At 63.2% G+C, this 17,100-nt stretch carries 19 protein-coding genes; 14 read left to right on the top strand and 5 right to left on the bottom strand.

The window, feature by feature from the left end:
- The first annotated feature begins 7 nt into the window (after nucleotides 1-7).
- Entirely contained in the window at nucleotides 8-535 is a 528-nt protein-coding gene (locus tag EJ074_RS25870) for an Rrf2 family transcriptional regulator (RefSeq protein ID WP_095808225.1), read from the top strand.
- An 11-nt stretch (nucleotides 536-546) separates the two neighbouring features.
- On the top strand, nucleotides 547-1,005 hold the full coding sequence (locus EJ074_RS25875; RefSeq protein WP_095808224.1) for a carboxymuconolactone decarboxylase family protein: 459 nt from the start codon (nucleotides 547-549) through the stop codon (nucleotides 1,003-1,005).
- Nucleotides 1,006-1,051: 46 nt separating this feature from the next.
- Here the strand turns inward: EJ074_RS25875 and EJ074_RS25880 are convergent, their stop codons facing one another.
- Both EJ074_RS25880 and EJ074_RS25885 read right to left on the bottom strand, forming a co-directional pair.
- The gene (locus EJ074_RS25880; RefSeq protein WP_095808223.1) at nucleotides 1,052-1,768 is read right to left on the bottom strand and encodes an SDR family oxidoreductase; all 717 of its coding nucleotides are present in this window, start codon (nucleotides 1,766-1,768) and stop codon (nucleotides 1,052-1,054) included.
- Complete coding sequence (locus EJ074_RS25885; protein WP_095808222.1) at nucleotides 1,765-2,610, bottom strand: SDR family NAD(P)-dependent oxidoreductase; 846 nt, start codon at nucleotides 2,608-2,610, stop codon at nucleotides 1,765-1,767. Before EJ074_RS25885 ends, EJ074_RS25880 begins: the two co-directional genes overlap by 4 nt.
- Before the next feature lie 103 nt (nucleotides 2,611-2,713).
- Here EJ074_RS25885 and EJ074_RS25890 point away from each other — a divergent pair, with 103 nt between their 5' ends.
- Nucleotides 2,714-3,586 (top strand): helix-turn-helix transcriptional regulator, encoded by an 873-nt coding sequence (locus EJ074_RS25890; protein ID WP_129553864.1) that lies wholly within the window; start codon nucleotides 2,714-2,716, stop codon nucleotides 3,584-3,586.
- A gap of 268 nt (nucleotides 3,587-3,854) precedes the next feature.
- Here the strand turns inward: EJ074_RS25890 and EJ074_RS25900 are convergent, their stop codons facing one another.
- Nucleotides 3,855-4,484, bottom strand: a complete 630-nt coding sequence (locus EJ074_RS25900; RefSeq protein WP_095808257.1) for a TetR family transcriptional regulator C-terminal domain-containing protein — start codon at nucleotides 4,482-4,484, stop codon at nucleotides 3,855-3,857.
- A gap of 254 nt (nucleotides 4,485-4,738) precedes the next feature.
- Between EJ074_RS25900 and EJ074_RS25905 the strand changes: the two genes are divergently transcribed.
- From EJ074_RS25905 to EJ074_RS25925, 5 genes are all read left to right on the top strand, one after another.
- Entirely contained in the window at nucleotides 4,739-6,067 is a 1,329-nt protein-coding gene (locus EJ074_RS25905; protein ID WP_095808221.1) for an aspartate aminotransferase family protein, read from the top strand.
- 69 nt (nucleotides 6,068-6,136) lie between these two features.
- Entirely contained in the window at nucleotides 6,137-7,387 is a 1,251-nt protein-coding gene (locus EJ074_RS25910; protein WP_095808220.1) for a Zn-dependent hydrolase, read from the top strand.
- 258 nt (nucleotides 7,388-7,645) lie between these two features.
- Nucleotides 7,646-7,825 carry a DUF559 domain-containing protein gene (locus EJ074_RS25915; protein ID WP_245420525.1) on the top strand — a complete coding sequence of 60 codons (180 nt, stop codon included), beginning with the start codon at nucleotides 7,646-7,648 and terminating at the stop codon, nucleotides 7,823-7,825.
- Nucleotides 7,826-7,904: 79 nt separating this feature from the next.
- The gene (hydA, locus tag EJ074_RS25920) at nucleotides 7,905-9,356 is read left to right on the top strand and encodes a dihydropyrimidinase (protein ID WP_095808219.1); all 1,452 of its coding nucleotides are present in this window, start codon (nucleotides 7,905-7,907) and stop codon (nucleotides 9,354-9,356) included.
- A gap of 2 nt (nucleotides 9,357-9,358) precedes the next feature.
- A complete protein-coding gene (locus tag EJ074_RS25925; RefSeq protein ID WP_176478437.1) occupies nucleotides 9,359-9,733 on the top strand; it encodes a hypothetical protein in 375 nt (124 codons plus the stop codon).
- A gap of 137 nt (nucleotides 9,734-9,870) precedes the next feature.
- On the opposite strand, the gene EJ074_RS25930 is transcribed toward EJ074_RS25925, so the two are convergent.
- Entirely contained in the window at nucleotides 9,871-10,281 is a 411-nt protein-coding gene (locus tag EJ074_RS25930) for a cupin domain-containing protein (RefSeq protein ID WP_176478436.1), read from the bottom strand.
- 113 nt (nucleotides 10,282-10,394) lie between these two features.
- Between EJ074_RS25930 and EJ074_RS25935 the strand changes: the two genes are divergently transcribed.
- The 4 genes from EJ074_RS25935 (at nucleotide 10,395) to EJ074_RS25950 (ending at nucleotide 14,421) form a co-directional block, all read left to right on the top strand.
- Nucleotides 10,395-11,186 carry an ABC transporter ATP-binding protein gene (locus EJ074_RS25935; protein ID WP_095808217.1) on the top strand — a complete coding sequence of 264 codons (792 nt, stop codon included), beginning with the start codon at nucleotides 10,395-10,397 and terminating at the stop codon, nucleotides 11,184-11,186.
- A 192-nt stretch (nucleotides 11,187-11,378) separates the two neighbouring features.
- A complete protein-coding gene (locus tag EJ074_RS25940; RefSeq protein WP_095808216.1) occupies nucleotides 11,379-12,257 on the top strand; it encodes an ABC transporter permease in 879 nt (292 codons plus the stop codon).
- Nucleotides 12,254-13,408: an ABC transporter permease gene (locus EJ074_RS25945; protein ID WP_095808215.1), complete on the top strand. Its 1,155-nt coding sequence runs from the start codon at nucleotides 12,254-12,256 to the stop codon at nucleotides 13,406-13,408. Before EJ074_RS25940 ends, EJ074_RS25945 begins: the two co-directional genes overlap by 4 nt.
- Nucleotides 13,409-13,449: 41 nt before the next feature.
- Nucleotides 13,450-14,421, top strand: coding sequence for an ABC transporter substrate-binding protein (locus EJ074_RS25950; RefSeq protein WP_095808214.1), 972 nt, complete (start codon nucleotides 13,450-13,452; stop codon nucleotides 14,419-14,421).
- Between the two features lie 128 nt (nucleotides 14,422-14,549).
- Here the strand turns inward: EJ074_RS25950 and EJ074_RS25955 are convergent, their stop codons facing one another.
- A complete protein-coding gene (locus tag EJ074_RS25955) occupies nucleotides 14,550-15,008 on the bottom strand; it encodes an Lrp/AsnC family transcriptional regulator (protein ID WP_095808213.1) in 459 nt (152 codons plus the stop codon).
- 124 nt (nucleotides 15,009-15,132) lie between these two features.
- On the opposite strand from EJ074_RS25955, the gene EJ074_RS25960 reads away from it, so the two are divergent.
- Nucleotides 15,133-16,416: a cystathionine gamma-synthase family protein gene (locus tag EJ074_RS25960; protein ID WP_095808212.1), complete on the top strand. Its 1,284-nt coding sequence runs from the start codon at nucleotides 15,133-15,135 to the stop codon at nucleotides 16,414-16,416.
- A 190-nt stretch (nucleotides 16,417-16,606) separates the two neighbouring features.
- Nucleotides 16,607-17,053, top strand: coding sequence for a CHRD domain-containing protein (locus EJ074_RS25965; protein WP_095808211.1), 447 nt, complete (start codon nucleotides 16,607-16,609; stop codon nucleotides 17,051-17,053).
- The last annotated feature ends 47 nt before the right edge of the window (nucleotides 17,054-17,100 follow it).

Below are 17,100 nucleotides of genomic sequence, written 5' to 3' on the forward strand. Positions count from 1 at the left end.
GCAGGCCATGAAACTCGGGGAAGGCGTCGAAGCGGCGATCCACTGCGCCGCCACACTTGCCGGCGTCAAAGGCAACAGCACCATATCGGGCGCCGCCCTGGCGGAAGCCTTCGGATTGTCGCCGAGCTATCTGTTGAAGCATCTCAATCAGCTTACGACTGCTCGTATCCTGGAATCGGTGCCGGGACCTGCCGGCGGCTACCGCCTGGCGCGGCCGGCCGAGCGCATCACGCTGCTAGACATCGTGCTCGCGGTCGAAGGGCGCGACCCTGCCTTCCGATGCGGCGAGATCCGCCAGCGCGGCCCAGCAAAGCTCGACGCCTCGGCCTATGTGAAACCGTGCGGCATCAATGCCGCGATGCTGAAGGCCGAGCGCGCCTATCGCGCGGCGCTGGCCGAAGCGAAGCTTTCCAACATCGTTGCCGATTTCATGAGCGATGCCGATCCCCGTTCGGTCGCTGCAAGCTGCGCTTTCGTCGAGCGACACCAGCGGCCGCAGAAATCGGGCCAAAAATTTCAACCAAGCAAAGTGTGAAGGGTAAGGTCATGAAACAGAGACTGCAGTTCTACGCGAAGGCGCCGGAGCTCATGAAGGCGGTGTCGGCGCTCAACAAGGCTGTCGACGAATGCGGGCTGGAGAAAAGCTTGCTGCATCTGGTCAAGCTCAGGGCCTCGCAGATCAATGGCTGCTCCTACTGCGTCGAGATGCACAGCCGTGAGGCGAGGCACGACGGCGAGACCGAGACGCGGCTCTATCTGGTGGCGGCCTGGAAGGAATCGCCGCTGTTTTCCGAGCGCGAGCGCGCCGCGTTTGCCTGGACCGAGGCCGTCACCCTGATCGCCAATAACGGCGTGTCGGACGAACTCTATGCCCGGACGCTCGAACACTTCTCGGAAGAGGAACTGGTCAAGCTGTCCGTCGCGCTTGGCATGATCAACACCTGGAACCGGCTTTGCGTCCCGTTCCATGCCATCCATCCGATGCCGGCTGCCAAGGCTGCTTGATCGGGTCGGCCAGCGCGCGGACGAAAGATCCGCGCGCCCTCGTCGTTCACGCGTTAAAGCGCAGGCCGCCGTCGCAGGTCAGCACCTGGCCGGTGACAAAGCCGTTGGAGACCAGGAAAGCTATTGCCGAAGCGACATCCTCGGCACGACCGATACGACCGACCGGCGTCTTGCCGGCATATTCGGCAAAAACCGCCTGCCGCTGCTCGCCCGGCAGAAAGTCCCACCAGGGCGTGTCGATGACCCCCGGCGCGACGACGTTGACGCGCAGCGGCTTCAGTTCGACCGCGAGGATCGGCGCCACGGTCAAGAGCATGCCGTTGACGGCGCCGATGCCAGCGATGCCAGGCATCGCGAGCTGGGCCGAGACCGCCGAAATGAACGTGACCGATCCGGCTCTGTTCAAAGTCGGCAAGGCGGCCTGCAGGCAGAATAGTTGCGGGCGGATCTTTTCGTCGACGCCGCTGCCGATGTCGGCAAGGTCGAGGGTTGCGAACGGCCCAAGCCCTTTGCCGCCACTCGCCGCGAGAACGAGATGATCGAACGGCCCCAGGCGTTCGAAGAACGACCGTACCTCGTCCGGCTTGCTCGCATCGAAAGCGGCCTTGCCGACCGTGCAGCCGAGGCTCTCCCAGGCGCTCTTCAGTTTCTCCTCATTGCGGCCGGTGATCGTGACTTTCATCGTCGGACTGGCCAAGTGTTTGGCGGTGGCAAGGCCGATGCCGGACGAGCCGCCTATGATCACGCAGTGTTCGGTGTTCATGAGTGCTGTTCCCTGGAGGTCGAGGACGCAGGTCCGATCAATTCGAGGCTCAAGGTCCGCAACCGATGGCGTGCCCTTTCGTCATAGGCCTGGGGATCGGCGCGCGATTCCCGCTGGCCGTCGAAATAGAGGCCGCTGCGCACTTCGAGTGCCGACGAAGCCACGAGGTTGACGATGGCGTCGGCGCCAGTCTCGACCGAGTTCCAAGGTTCGACGCCCGCCTGCCTGACCATGGTGGTATCCATGTAGCTTGCCGGATGCAGCGCGTTGGCCTTGACGCCAGTGCCTTTGAGCTGTTCGGCCAAATCAATGGTGAACAGGATCTGCGCCAGCTTGCTCTGGCAGTAAGCGCGCACGCCACTGTAGCCGTGGGTCAGCATGACATCATCGAAGTCGATCGCCTGCTGGCCAGCTGACGCGACGTTGACGATGCGCGCATGCGCGCTTGCCTTGAGCAAGGGCAGCAATTGCGATGTCAGCAGGAAGCCTGCGAGATAGTTGACGGCGAAGCGCAGCTCATAGCCGTCGGCGCTGACCTGCCTTTTCGCATCCTGGCCGCCGGTGCCGACGCCGGCATTGTTGATCAAGATGTCGAGCCGGTCGGTGCGGGCGCGCACGGCATCGGCAAGATGGTGCACTTCGGCCAGTGAGGCGAGGTCGGCCGTGAGAAATTCGGCCTTACCACCTCTTGCCTCGATGGCGGCCACCGTCGCCCTGCCTCGGTCTTGGTCGCGGCCGTGCACCAGCACGCGCGCGCCGGCGGCACCCAGCTTTTCGGCGACGACACGGCCGACGCCGTCGGTCGAGCCGGTGACCAGAACGGTCTTGTCCTTGAGTTCCATGATCAGAGCCTCCTTACACTTGCTCTGAGCGAAAGATGGGGCGCTGGGCGCACCGCAAACAGTTCAAACTTTATCCTGGTATCGATACTGCTATAATAGAGGCATGGATGCCGTGAGCCATTCCGCTGAGGACAGTCGCCGCCGCGAGCTTGGCGCTTTCCTGCGCTCGCGCCGCGAAAGGCTGTCGCCGGCGGACTTAGGTCTCGCGACTGGCGGCAGACGCCGCACGCCCGGGCTGAGGCGCGAGGAGGTGGCGATGATCGCCGGTGTCGGCACGACCTGGTACACCTGGCTCGAGCAGGGCAGAGACGTGCGGCCTTCGGTCGAGGTGCTTTCGGCGCTCTCGGAGGCGTTGCGTCTCGATGGCGTCGAGAAGCGGCATCTGTTCATCCTTGCCGGCCGCCAGCAGCCACAGCGTCGCGTGACTGTGCCCGAAAAGGTCGACGGCACGCTGTTGCATATGTTGCAGAGCCTGGTCCTGCAGCCGGCCTATGTGGTTGGTCGGCGCTGGGACTTGCTGGCCTGGAATCGAGCGGCTGCGGCTGTGTTCGGCGACTATGAGCTGCTGGAGGGCGATGCCCGCAACATCGTCCATCTGGTGTTCACCAGCCCGCATCACCGCCGGCTGCTGGTCGACTGGGAAGAACTCGCCCGCGTTGTGCTCGCTTCGTTTCGCGCTGAGAGCGCCAAATATGTCGGCGATCCAGACTTCGACCGGCTGATCGCGCTCATGATGCGCTCAAGCCCGGAGTTCCGGGATTGGTGGCCAAGGCGAGATGTGGCGCGAAGACTGGCGGGGGTGAAGCATGTCCGCCATCCCACGGCCGGCGCGATGGCCTTCGAACATATGAGCCTTTCGATCGACGATGGTTCGGACATGCGGCTGATCGTCTATACGCCGCTCGCCGAGCACAACTCGATCGCCAAGCTCAAGAAGTTGCTGGAGGGGCTTCCGAGCGAACGCCGCAGCGCGTGAGTTGGTTGGTGACAGGCCCATCGGCTTCGTCATCCACGGGCAGAGCGGGAGCGAAGCGGACGCGGAGACCCGAGGATCCGTTCCGTTACCTTAGCCGTGGGATGCAGCGATGCAGAATTCTGCACGGTAGCGGAGCTCCGAGGGCACGGAATGGATCCTCGGGTCTGCGCTGCGTCGCTACGCTCCTTACTCCGCCCGTGGATGACGAAATGACGAGGGCCTCGGCTAATTTGCACGAATAGCAACAGCCAAGCGACGAGGACGTCCGCTAATCCTTCGGCTTCAGCCCATCCAGGAACAACTGCTCCAGGAACCGTGCGGCATCCTCGAAGCGGCCGTCGCCGCCGCGGTCGGGGCCGAGCACGGCGCGCACCTGGACGTCGAAATCGGCATAGTGCTGGGTCGTTGCCCAGATCGAGAAGATCAGGTGCCACGGGTCGGTGCGGGCGATCTTGCCGGCGCGCATCCAGCTCTTGATGAGGGCGGCCTTCTCGTCGACCAGCGTCTTCAGTTCGCCCTCCAGCATCGGCATGATGCGTGGGGCGCCCTGCAGGATCTCGTTGGCGAAGAGCCGGCTTTCGCGCGGGAAGTCGCGCGCCATCTCGAGCTTGCGCCGGATGTAGCTCCTGAGCTCGGTCATCGGATCGCCGATGTCGTCGAGTTCCTTGAGCGGCGCCAGCCAGGTGTCCAGCAGGCGCTGCATCAAGGTCTCGTGAATGTCTTCCTTGCGCCGGAAATAATAGAGAAGGTTCGGCTTCGACATGCCGGCGGCCTCGGCGATCTGGTCGATGGTCGAGCCGCGAAAACCGTTGGTGGAGAAGACTTCCAGCGCGGCTTCCAGGATAAGTTCACGCTTTTCCTGCTGGATACGGGTGCGACGGGGAGTTGAACCTTCCATCGTGTCCGTCACCCTTGCCGGCCGCCGGCCTGCAGGCGATCTGGACCAATTCTCTGGACCAGTTTTTCCTTGACCTGTGGAACGCCCTTCCGATGCCCCATTTCCGCTAGTAATCCCTTGACCGCCGACAGGGCGGTGCTAACGTTTGTCCAATCGGTCAAAATTTGCGTAGCACGAAAACGACGCGAAGACCAAGTGCTGGGAAGACCAAGCGTTAGCCGCACCGAAACAGGTTACAAGGGGAAGTCTTGGTCATGTCCAACCGGCTGAAAGTCACGCCGAACGATCTCAGCGCATTCTGGATGCCGTTCACGGCAAACCGGCAGTTCAAGCAGGCGCCGCGCATGTTCGTGTCCGCCAAGGACATGCACTACACCACCAGCGACGGCCGCAAGGTGCTCGACGGCACTGCCGGGCTGTGGTGCGTCAATGCCGGCCACTGCCGGCCGAAGATCACGGAGGCGATCCAGCAGCAGGCGGCCGAGCTCGACTATGCGCCGGCCTTCCAGATGGGCCATCCGATTGTGTTCGAGCTGGCGAACCGCCTGGTCGATATCGCGCCGCGGGGCATGGACCACGTGTTCTTCACCAATTCCGGCTCGGAATCGGTCGATACGGCGCTGAAGATGGCGATCGCCTATCACCGCGCCCGTGGCGAGGGCTCGCGCACCCGGCTGATCGGTCGCGAGCGCGGTTATCACGGCGTCAATTTCGGCGGCATCTCGGTCGGCGGCATCGTCACCAACCGCAAGATGTTCGGGACGCTGCTCGGCGGCGTCGATCATCTGCCGCACACGCATTTGCCCGAAAAGAACGCCTTCTCCAAGGGCGTTCCGGAGCATGGCGCCGAACTGGCCAACGAGCTGGAGCGGCTCGTCGCGCTGCACGACGCCTCGACCATCGCTGCCGTAATCGTCGAGCCGGTCGCAGGCTCGACCGGCGTCATCCTGCCGCCGAAGGGCTATCTGCAGAAGCTCCGCGAAATCTGCACCAAGCACGGCATCCTGTTGATCTTCGACGAGGTCATCACCGGTTTCGGCCGTCTCGGAACGCCGTTTGCGGCGGACTATTTCGGCGTCACGCCCGATATCATGACCACGGCCAAGGGCGTCTCCAACGGCGTCATCCCGATGGGCGCGGTGTTCGTCAAGAAGGAGATCCACGACACCTTCATGACCGGCCCGGAGCATATGATCGAGTTCTTCCACGGCTATACCTATTCGGGCAATCCGATCGCCTGCGCCGCCGCGCTCGGCACTTTAGACACCTATAGGGACGAGGGCCTGCTCGCCCGCGGCGAGGAGTTGGCGCCCTATTGGGAGGATGCGCTGCATTCGCTGAAGGGCGAGCCGCACGTCATCGACATCCGCAACATCGGGCTGATCGGTGCGATCGAGCTGGCGCCGATCGCCGGCAGCCCGACCAAGCGCGCCTTCTCGGCCTTCGTCAAGGCGTTCGAACGTGGCGCGCTGATCCGCACCACCGGCGACATCATCGCTTTGTCGCCGCCGCTGATCATCACCAAGGGCCAGATCAACGAACTGATCGACCATGTGAGGGACGTGCTGAGGTCGATAGACTAATCTGCTTCGACCAACCGGGTGGCGTCGGGAACCGCCGCCCGGTTGGACATTGAAATGAGAGGACTTGGAATGGCCGCCCCCGGCGAGAATCTGCGAATCAATTCAGACCGTTTGTGGGATTCCATCATGGAGATGGCGAAGATCGGCCCCGGCATTGCCGGCGGCAACAATCGCCAGACACTGACCGATTCCGACAGAGAAGGCAGAGCGCTGTTCAAGTCCTGGTGCGACGAGGCCGGGCTCGCGATGGGCGTGGACCAGATGGGTACCATGTTCATGACGCGCGCCGGCACCGATCCGGACGCGCTGCCCGTCTATGTCGGCTCTCATCTCGATACGCAGCCGACCGGCGGCAAATATGACGGCGTGCTCGGCGTGCTTTCGGGCCTCGAGGTCGTGCGCTCGCTCAACGATCTCGGCATCAAGACCAAGCATCCGATCGTCGTCACCAATTGGACGAACGAGGAGGGGGCGCGTTTCGCGCCGGCCATGCTCGCCTCAGGGGTGTTCGCGGGTGTCCACACGCTCGACTACGCCTATGGCCGCAAGGATCTCGACGGCGCGACCTTCGGCGACGAGTTGAAGCGGATCGGCTGGGTGGGCGACGAAGAGGTCGGCGCGCGCAAGATGCACGCCTATTTCGAATATCATATCGAGCAGGGCCCGATTCTCGAGGCCGAGAACAAGCAGATCGGCGTGGTGACACACTGCCAGGGCCTGTGGTGGCTCGAATTCACGCTGACCGGCAGGGAAGCGCATACCGGCTCGACGCCGATGAACATGCGCGTCAACGCCGGGCTCGCCATGGCGCGCATCCTGGAAATGGTGCAGACGGTCGCCATGGAAAACCAGCCTGGCGCCGTCGGCGGGGTGGGCCAAGTGAAGTTCTCGCCCAATTCGCGCAACGTGCTGCCAGGCACGGTGATCTTCACCGTCGACATCCGTTCGCCGAACCAGGCCAAGCTCGACAGCATGCGCGCCCGCATCGAGCAGGAGGCGCCGAAGATCTGCGAGCCGCTCGGGGTGAAATGCTCGGTCGAGGCGGTGGGCCATTTCGATCCCGTGACCTTCGATCCGACCCTGGTCGGCCGCGTGCGCACGGCCACCGAAAAGCTGGGCTACAGCCATATGAACATCATTTCCGGCGCTGGCCACGACGCATGCTGGGCGGCCAAGGTCGCGCCGGCGACCATGGTGATGTGCCCCTGCGTCGGCGGTCTCAGCCACAACGAGGCCGAGGACATCTCCAAGGAATGGGCTGCGGCGGGCGCCGACGTGCTGTTCCACGCGGTGGTCGAGACGGCGGGGATCGTGGAGTGACGGTTCGGCGCTGTACCCCCACCCCTAACCCCTCCCCACAAGGGGGAGGGGAATTGGCATCGTCCTCGCTTTTCCTTGTTGCGCAGAGCTTTGATGACTGGGCTATGACAGCGCGACGCCTAGCCTCCCTCCCCCTTGTGGGGAGGGATTGAGGGTGGGGGTACTCGCCTTGGCACCGACCGCGATCGATCCCGTCGCCATCAAGCGTGCACGGGCGCTGCGTCGGGCCATACAGACTTTGTCCTGCACGAGAAGGGCGTGGTCGTCGAGGTTGATGGAGAGCATCATTTTACGCCGGAGCGGATGGACAGAGACCGAACGCGCGATGCATGGCATGGCCGGCAGGGCTATCGTGTGCTCAGGTTTTCGACCGGCGAGTTGGCGGGCTCCTTTGACGGCTGCGTGGAAGAGATATTGCGGCAAGTTGGAGTGATGTAGCGTCAGTCCAGGCCAACTCTCGGATGATTTGAGAACAGCCGAAGCGCTCAAAAGAAGTGCAGAAGAAGGGAACAAGAGAATGACCAAAGTCATCAAGAACGGCACCATCGTCACCGCCGACCGCACGTGGAAGGCCGATGTGGTGTTCAGCCACGGCAAGATCATCGCCATCGGCTCCGACCTGCATGGCGACCATGAGTTCGATGCCACCGGCTGCTATGTCATGCCGGGCGGGATCGATCCGCACACCCATCTCGAAATGCCGTTCATGGGCACGTATTCGGCCGACGATTTCGAATCCGGCACACGGGCAGCGCTTTCCGGCGGCACCACCATGGTGGTCGATTTCTGTCTGCCGGCGCCGCAGCAGTCGCTGCTCGAAGCCTTGCAGATGTGGGACAACAAGACTTCGAAGGCGGCTTGCGACTATTCCTTCCACATGGCGATCACCTGGTGGGGCAAGCAGGTGTTCGACGAGATGGCAACCGTCGTCGATCGGGGCATCACCTCGTTCAAGCACTTCATGGCCTACAAGGGCGCGCTGATGGTCGACGACGACGAGATGTATGCGTCGTTCCAGCGCTGCGCCGATCTTGGGGCGCTGCCGCTGGTCCATGCCGAAAACGGCGACGTGGTCGCCGCACTGTCGCAAAAACTGCTCGCTGCCGGCAACAACGGTCCCGAGGGCCACGCCTATTCGCGCCCGCCGGAAGTGGAAGGCGAGGCCACCAATCGCGCCATCATGATCGCCGACATGGCAGGCGTGCCGCTCTATGTCGTGCATGTCTCCTGCGAACAGAGCCACGAGGCGATCCGCCGCGCGCGCCAGAAGGGCATGCGGGTGTTCGGCGAGCCGCTGATCCAGCACCTGACGCTCGACGAGAGCGAATATTTCAACAAGGACTGGGATCACGCGGCGCGCCGCGTGATGAGCCCGCCCTTCCGCAGCAAGTGGCATCAGGATTCGCTTTGGGCGGGCCTGCAGGCCGGCTCGCTGCAGGTGGTGGCCACCGACCACTGCTCCTTCACCACCAAGCAGAAGCGCAACGGCATCGGCGACTTCACCAAGATCCCGAACGGCACGGGCGGTCTCGAGGATCGCTTGCCTATCCTGTGGACCACAGGCGTCAACACCGGGCGGCTGACGATGAACGAGTTCGTCGCGGTGACGTCGACCAACATCGCCAAGATCCTCAATATGTATCCGAAGAAGGGCGCGATCGTCGAAGGTGCGGACGCCGACATCGTGGTCTGGGATCCGAAGCGCAAGAAGACGATCTCTGCCAACAAGCAACAGTCGGTGATCGACTACAATGTGTTCGAGGGTTTCGAGGTGACGGGGCTGCCGCGCTTCGTCTTCTCGCGCGGCGAACTGTCGATCGAAGAGGCGGACATCAAAGCCAAGATCGGCCATGGCGAGTTCGTCGCCCGCGAGCCGAACGCGGCGGTCAACCGGGCGCTGTCGACCTGGAAGGACATCACCGCTCCGCGCAAGGTGGAGCGTTCAGGCATTCCGGCGACCGGAGTTTGAGCGTGCGCGCTATTTTTCTCGCAATCGCGGCGGCCGCGCTGGCCGGAGGCTCGGCCGTTGCCGCCGGCATCGACCTCAGCAAGCCTTATGGCGACAAGTATGGCTGCATCAACAGAAACGGCCAGGAAGTCGCCGCCGATCGGATGCTGCTTCTGACCGACAAGGAGCTGATCACGGCCGCCAGCGCCTGCACCTTCAGCGACAGCCAAGCGCAGGCCGACGGATCGCTAGTGGTGACGGCAAAATGCGAGGCGGAAGGCGAAGAGGGGCAGTCGCCGATAAAGTTCATCATCAAGCGCAGCAAGAAGAATGCCAAGAAGCTGGTGATCGCCGGCGAGGACGGTAACGTGATGGGCGAAGTCTCGCGGTGCAAATGACGCTTGGAGTTTTTCCCTCGATTCCGAAGCGAGACAGCATTTGTGGGACGCCAAGCGATTCCGTTTGGCTGCAAAATGCCTTGTCTCTTGCCGCAATTCCCGACGGAAAACCGTGTCACACTTTTCCTGGAATTGCTCTAGGCAACCAGCGCATCCAGTTCCGGCAGCAGGACGACGCTTTCCTGCTCGTTGGGATCGGTGCGGGCAATGACCGCCGAAGACGGCGCGCCGCTGAGATTGGCCGGCAGGTGCGGCACGCCTGCCGGAATGTAGAAGAGGTCGCCGGCCTTGACGACGGTATGGTGCTCGAGCCGGTCGCCATACCAGGTATGGACCTCGCCCGAGAGCACATAGATCGCCGTCTCGTGGTTGTCATGCATATGGGCCTTGGCGCGGGCGCCGGGCGGCATGGTGAGCAGATGCATGCAGATGCCGGAAGAGCCGACGGTCTCGGCGGCGATACCGGCGAAATAGCTCAGCCCCTGCTTGCCTTCATAAGTGCTATCAGGGCGAATAACATGACAAGTGGGTGCTGGCGACATCGGCATGGCTCCGGGCGGCGTCGATCGAGTGGGATTGGACAAGGGGAAAGCAACATCAGGGCAAATGCAATCGGATTCCAGCCGGCGCGGCAGCGGCTGCGACAGGCGGACCGCAGCCAATGACCGCACAGTCGCCAGCCGCCGTCTTGGCAAGCAAGCTCGGCCTCACCTTTCAGACCAATGACGGTCCGGTGCAGGCGCTGACCGATGTCGACCTCAGCATCGGCAAGGGCGAGTTCGTGTCGTTCATCGGCCCGTCCGGCTGCGGCAAGACCACCTTGCTGCGCGTCATCGCCGACCTGGAAAAGCCGACCTCGGGTGCGATCTCGGTCAACGGCATGTCGCCGGAGCAGGCGCGCGAGAAACGCGCCTATGGCTATGTCTTTCAGGCCGCAGCCCTTTTTCCCTGGCGCACGATCGAGCGCAACGTGGCGCTGCCGCTCGAGATCATCGGCCTCAGCAGTGCCGAGCAGGCGCAGCGCATCAAGCGCACGCTGGAAATGGTCAACCTGTCCGGCTTCGAGAAGAAGTATCCCTGGCAGCTTTCCGGCGGCATGCAGCAGCGCGCCTCGATCGCGCGTGCGCTCGCCTTCGACGCCGATCTTCTGTTGATGGACGAGCCGTTCGGCGCGCTCGACGAAATCGTGCGCGATCATTTGAACAAACAGCTTCTGGAACTCTGGGATTCGACCAACAAGACGATCTGCTTCGTCACCCACTCGATCCCCGAAGCGGTCTATCTTTCGACGCGCATCGTCGTCATGTCGCCGCGTCCCGGCCGCGTCACCGACATCATCGAATCGACCTTGCCGAGGAAGCGTCCGCTCCACATCCGCGAGACGCCGGAATTCCTGGCGATCGCCGCGCGCGTGCGCGATGGTTTGCGGGCAGGGCACAGCTATGAGGATTGAGGGGGTGGGAGATGAGGACCGGCCCAACCGCGCCTTCCGTCATCCTAGGATCTGCGCCGCGTCGCTTCGCTCCTTGCTTCACCCTAGGATGACGAAGAACAGCAACGTTGCAGCACCCCAGACGATGGCGCCCGGCCTTCGCTTCGCTCCGGCCACTCTCTCCCCGCGGGAGAGAGGAGAAGGGGAGCGCTGATGGATAGCTTCCGCTCCAAGATCGTCCCCGTAACCACCATCCTCGCCGGCCTGGTGGTGGTCTGGTACGTCTTTGCCGTCATCCTCAACACGCCGTTCCAACGCGACCTCGACCAACGCGCCAACCAGAACCCTGGCACGATCGAATTTATCGGCAAGACGCTGTCGCAGCCGAAGCCGACGCTGCCAGCGCCGCATCAGGTGGCGGTGAATTTCTTCGAGAATACCTTCCTGCGCAGCGTCACCTCGAACCGGAGCCTCGTCTACAACGCCTGGGTGACGCTGTCCTCGACGCTGCTCGGCTTTGCCTTCGGCACGGCGCTTGGCATCATCATCGCGGTCGGCATCGTCCATGTGGCCTCGCTCGATCGCAGCCTGATGCCGTGGATCATCGCCTCGCAGACCATCCCGATCCTGGCGGTGGCGCCGATGATCATCGTGGTGCTGGCGGCGATCGGGATCACGGGCCTGATCCCCAAGGCGCTGATCTCGACCTATCTGTCGTTCTTCCCCGTCGCCGTCGGCATGGTGAAGGGCCTGCGCTCGCCCGAGCTCATGCATCTCGACCTGATGCATACCTATAATGCCAGCCGCTCGCAGATCTTCTGGAAGCTCAGGGTCCCGGCATCGGTGCCGTTCCTGTTCACCTCGATGAAGGTCGCGGTGGCGGCGAGCCTGGTCGGCGCCATCGTCGGCGAACTGCCGACCGGGGCCGTCGCCGGCATCGGCGCCAAGCTGCTCTCCGGTGCCTATTACAGCCAGTCGATCGACATCTGGTCGGCACTCGTGGCCGGCTCCATCGTGGCGGCGCTGCTGGTCACCGTGGTCGGCATTGCCGGGCGCCTGGTCGACCGCGCTATGGGCGGGAGGCCGGCATGAATTGGCTAAGACCCTCCTGGCAACCGGTGCTGGCGGTGATGCTCTGCCTGGCTGCGCTGGCGCTTGGCCCGATGTCGAGCCCGGAAGCCGCGGCGCTGGCACAACCCTCCGCCACCGTCGCACCCCCCTATCTCGAGACAAAGGGGCTCATTCTCGGCCTGCTGCTGATCGCGGCAGCCGTCTCGATGACGCGGCTGCCGCCCATCTTCGAGGCTGTCGTGCTGTTCGTCGGCGCGCATCTCGCGGCGTGGCTACTGATCGCCGGAATAGGCGGGTTCGAAGGGACGGCACTGGCGCCGTATTTCCTCCTCCTTGCTGCTGCGTGGCTTCTCGGATGGCGCTGCGTGGCGGTGCTGTCTTCTCTGCGTCCCGTGGCCAACTGGGCTCGGACGGCGCTGCGGCTGATCATTCCGGCGATTTTCGGCGCCTGGATTTTGATCATCTGGGAGGCGGTGACGCGCGGCGCCGGCATCCCCTTCATCCTGCTGCCGCCGCCAAGCGCCATCGGCGCCCGCATCGCCAATTCGCTGCCGGTGCTTGCTGCCGATGTGCAGCAGACCATCTTCAAGGCGGTGATCTTCGGCTATATCGCCGGCAGCGGCGCCGGCTTTCTTGCGGCTATCGCCGCGGACCGCGTGCCGTTCCTCAGGCGCGGCCTGCTGCCGATCGGCAACATGGTGTCGGCGCTGCCGATCATCGGCGTCGCGCCGATCATGGTCATGTGGTTCGGCTTCGGCTGGGAGTCCAAGGCGGCGGTGGTCATCATCATGACCTTCTTCCCGATGCTGGTGAACACGGTCGCCGGGCTTGCCGCGTCCAGCCACATGGAGCGCGACCTGATGCGCACCTATGCTTCGGGATACTGGCCGACACTGATCAAGCTCAGGCTGCCTGCGGCGGCGCCCTTCATCTTCAACGCGCTGAAGATCAACTCGACGCTGGCGCTGATCGGCGCCATCGTCGCGGAGTTCTTCGGCACGCCGGTTGTCGGCATGGGCTTCCGCATTTCGACGGAAGTCGGGCGGATGAACATCGACATGGTCTGGGCCGAAATCGCGGTTGCAGCACTTGCGGGTTCGGTCTTTTATGGCGTGGTCGCTCTCGCCGAGAGAGCCGTCACGTTTTGGCATCCCTCTGTCCGTGGTGGATAGGGGCGGTGGGTTCAAGGGTGCTAACCTCAGAGGGTAAAAATATGAAAAGACTTGTAGTTTCTGCCTTGGCCGGCGCAATGTCGCTGGCCGCTTTCCAGGCGATGGCGGCCGACAAGGTGACGCTGCAGCTGAAGTGGGTCACGCAGGCCCAGTTCGCGGGCTATTATGTCGCCAAGGCCAAGGGGTTCTATGAAGCCGAGGGCCTGGACGTCGACATCAAGCCGGGTGGTCCCGACATCGCGCCCGAGCAGGTGATCGCCGGCGGCGGCGCCGACGTGATCGTCGACTGGATGGGCGGCGCGCTGGCCGCGCGCGAAAAGGGTGTGCCGCTCGTAAATATCGCTCAGCCGTTCAAGAAGGCCGGCATGGAACTGGTCTGCCCGAAAGACGGGCCGATCAAGACCGAAGCCGACTTCAAGGGCCATACGCTGGGCGTCTGGTTCTTCGGCAACGAGTATCCGTTCTATGCCTGGATGAACAAGCTCGGCCTCAAGACCGATGGCGGCAAGGATGGCGTCACGGTGCTTAAGCAGAGCTTCGACGTGCAGCCGCTGATCCAGAAGCAGGCAGACTGCATCTCGGTCATGACTTACAACGAGTACTGGCAGCTGATCGACGCCGGCTACAAGCCGGAACAACTCACCGTCTTCAACTACTCGGCAATGGGCAACGACCTGCTGGAGGACGGCCTCTACGCGCTCGAGACGAAGCTCAAGGATCCGGCCTTCGAGGACAAGATGGTGCGCTTCGTGCGCGCCTCGATGAAGGGCTGGAAATACGCCGTCGACAATTCGGATGAAGCGGCTGAGATCGTCATGGACAATGGCGGCCAGGACGAGAACCACCAGAAGCGCATGATGGGCGAAGTCGCCAAGCTGATCGACAACGCGGACGGCAAGCTCGATCCGGCGACCTATGAGCGCACCGCCAAGGCGCTGCTCGACCAGAAGATCATCGCCAAGGAGCCTTCCGGCGCTTACACGACGGCGATCACGGACAAGGCGATCAAGTAAGCCTACGGCAACGTCCTGTTGCTTGAGGACGAGACCTCTGGAAAGAGCGGTTCTGTAGAGCCGCTCTTTTTCTTTTTGCGCCATGTTGCCCCAAACCGCTGCGCAGTTCTGGGCGACATGCATCGGTGTCAGAGACGCCGTTCCTTTATGGTGTTCATGACGAAGCTGGTCTCGATCGAGGCGACGCATTTCAGCCGCGCGATCTTTTCCTTGATGAAGCGCTCGTATTGTTCGAGGCTTCCGGTGACCACCTTCAGCACATAGTCGCGCGAGCCGGTGACAAGGTGGCACTCCAGCACCTCTTCCCAGCCGCGGATCGCGTCCTCGAACATGACGATCTCGTCCTCATTTTGACGGCCGAGCCGGATGGTGGCGATGGCGACCATGCCCCAGCCGAAGGCGGCCGGATCGACCAGCGTGGTGTAGCCTCTGATGACGCCGGCTTCTTCCAGCCGCCGCACGCGTCTCAGGCAGGGCGATGGCGACAGACCGATCCGCTCGGCAAGCTCGTTGTTGGTGATGCGGGCGTCGGCTTGCAGTTCACGCAGGATCTTGCGGTCGAAGTCGTCGGCTATCTTCTGCGGCATTTTTGGCCTCTCCGGGCAATTGATTGCGGGAAGGCAGCCATACGAGCCCAAAAATAGCAAGGACTGCCTGATCTGGATGGCTTAAATTGCCGTGCGACACTCCTCGAAAAGCAGGAAAAAGCCCATGACCGCGCCGCGCCCTTCCAAAACCCACATTGGAAACCACAAGCTCCACCCGGAGACGCTGATGCTGAGCTACGGCTTCGATCCGCAGCTCTCGGAGGGCGCCGTCAAGCCGCCGGTGTTCCTCACCTCGACCTTCGTGTTCAAGTCGGCGGAAGAGGGACGCGATTTTTTCGACTACACCTCCGGCCGCAAGGAACCTCCGAGCGGCACGGCTTCCGGCCTGGTCTATTCGCGCTTCAACCATCCCAACAGCGAGATCGTCGAGGACCGGCTGGCGATCTTTGAAGGGACGGACGCCTGCATCCTGTTCTCGTCCGGCATGTCGGCGATCGCGACGACGCTGCTCGCCTATACTCGCCCGGGCGACGTCATCCTGCATTCGCAGCCACTTTATGGCGGCACCGAAACGCTTCTGACGCGCACGCTTTCCGGCTTCGGCATCAATGCTGTCGGCTTCGCGGACGGGGTCGACGAGGGGGCGGTGCGCGCCGCTGCCGACGCAGCCGTCAGCCAAGGCCGGGTGTCGGTCATCCTGATCGAGACGCCGTCAAACCCCACCAACAGCCTTGTCGACATCGAGCTGATGCGGAGGATCGCCGACGAGATCGGCGTCCGGCAAGGGGCGACGCCAATCATCGTGTGCGACAACACGCTGCTCGGGCCGGTGTTCCAGCGGCCGATCGAACACGGCGCGGATGTGTCCCTCTATTCGCTGACCAAATATGTCGGCGGTCATTCCGACCTGATCGCGGGTGCTGCCATGGGCAGCAAGGCGATAACCAAGCCGATCAAGGCGCTGCGCGGCGCAATCGGCACGCAGCTCGACCCGCATTCCTGCTGGATGCTCGGCCGCTCGCTCGAGACCTTGTCGATCCGCATGGAGCGAGCGAACGACAATGCGCGCCTTGTCGCCGAATTTCTGCGCGACCATCCCAAGGTCGAGAAGGTGCACTATCTACCCTTCGTGGGCGAGGACACACCCGCGGGTCGCACCTATCGGGCGCAGTGCAGTGGCGCCGGCTCGACCTTCTCTTTCGATATACGCGGCGGGCAGACGGCAGCCTTTGCCTTTCTCAACAGCCTGCAGATATTCAAGCTGGCGGTAAGCCTGGGCGGGACGGAATCGCTGGCCAGCCATCCGGCGGCCATGACCCATTCGGGTATTCCTTTCGACGTGCGCCAGCGCATCGGCGTGCTTGAGACCACGGTCAGGCTGTCGATCGGGGTCGAGCATCCCGACGATCTCATCGCCGACCTGGCGCAGGCGCTGGCACGCGTCTGAGCACCACTTTTTCGCGTCGGTGCGCGGCAGGGCGCTGCGCGCCGAGGTCGAACGGGGTGACGGCTCCTTTTTTCGTGGCGGCGGTAAAATATGCGTGTAGCGGGATACATCGCGGCGCCAAACCGTTCTCGTTGACGCATCCGCATGCCGGGGAGCCGCGGCGGCTGCGCCAGCCAAACGGAGGTCCTTCATGCGCATTCAGTTCTTGCCGATGCTCTCGGCGCTCGCCGTTTCGACCGCCTTCCTGCTCGCATCGCCGGCCATGGCCGAGACCGTGAAGTACACGGCCACGCTCGACGGCAGCCAGCAGAGCCCGCCAGTCACCACCAAGGGCAAGGGAACAGCCACGCTCACCTTCGACACCACCAGCAAGAAACTCAGCTGGAACGTCAAATATTCCGGTCTTAGCGGGCCGGCGGTCGCCGCTCATATCCACGGTCCGGCCGCGGCGGGTGAGAACGCTCCGCCCGTCATTCCGTTCAAGAAGCTGAAGAGCCCGATCAAGGGATCGGCGACGCTGACCGATGCGCAGGCGGCCGACCTCGAAGCCGGCAAATATTATGTCAACGTCCACACCGCCGCCAACAAGGATGGCGAGATCCGCGGGCAGATCGAGAAGGCCGCCGGATCGATGTAGCGGACTTTTTTGCGGGCAGGAACGAGGCAGCCGGCCCCCTCGTTCTT

It is taken from the genome of Mesorhizobium sp. M3A.F.Ca.ET.080.04.2.1 (assembly GCF_003952525.1).
Classification (GTDB): Bacteria; Pseudomonadota; Alphaproteobacteria; order Rhizobiales; family Rhizobiaceae; genus Mesorhizobium.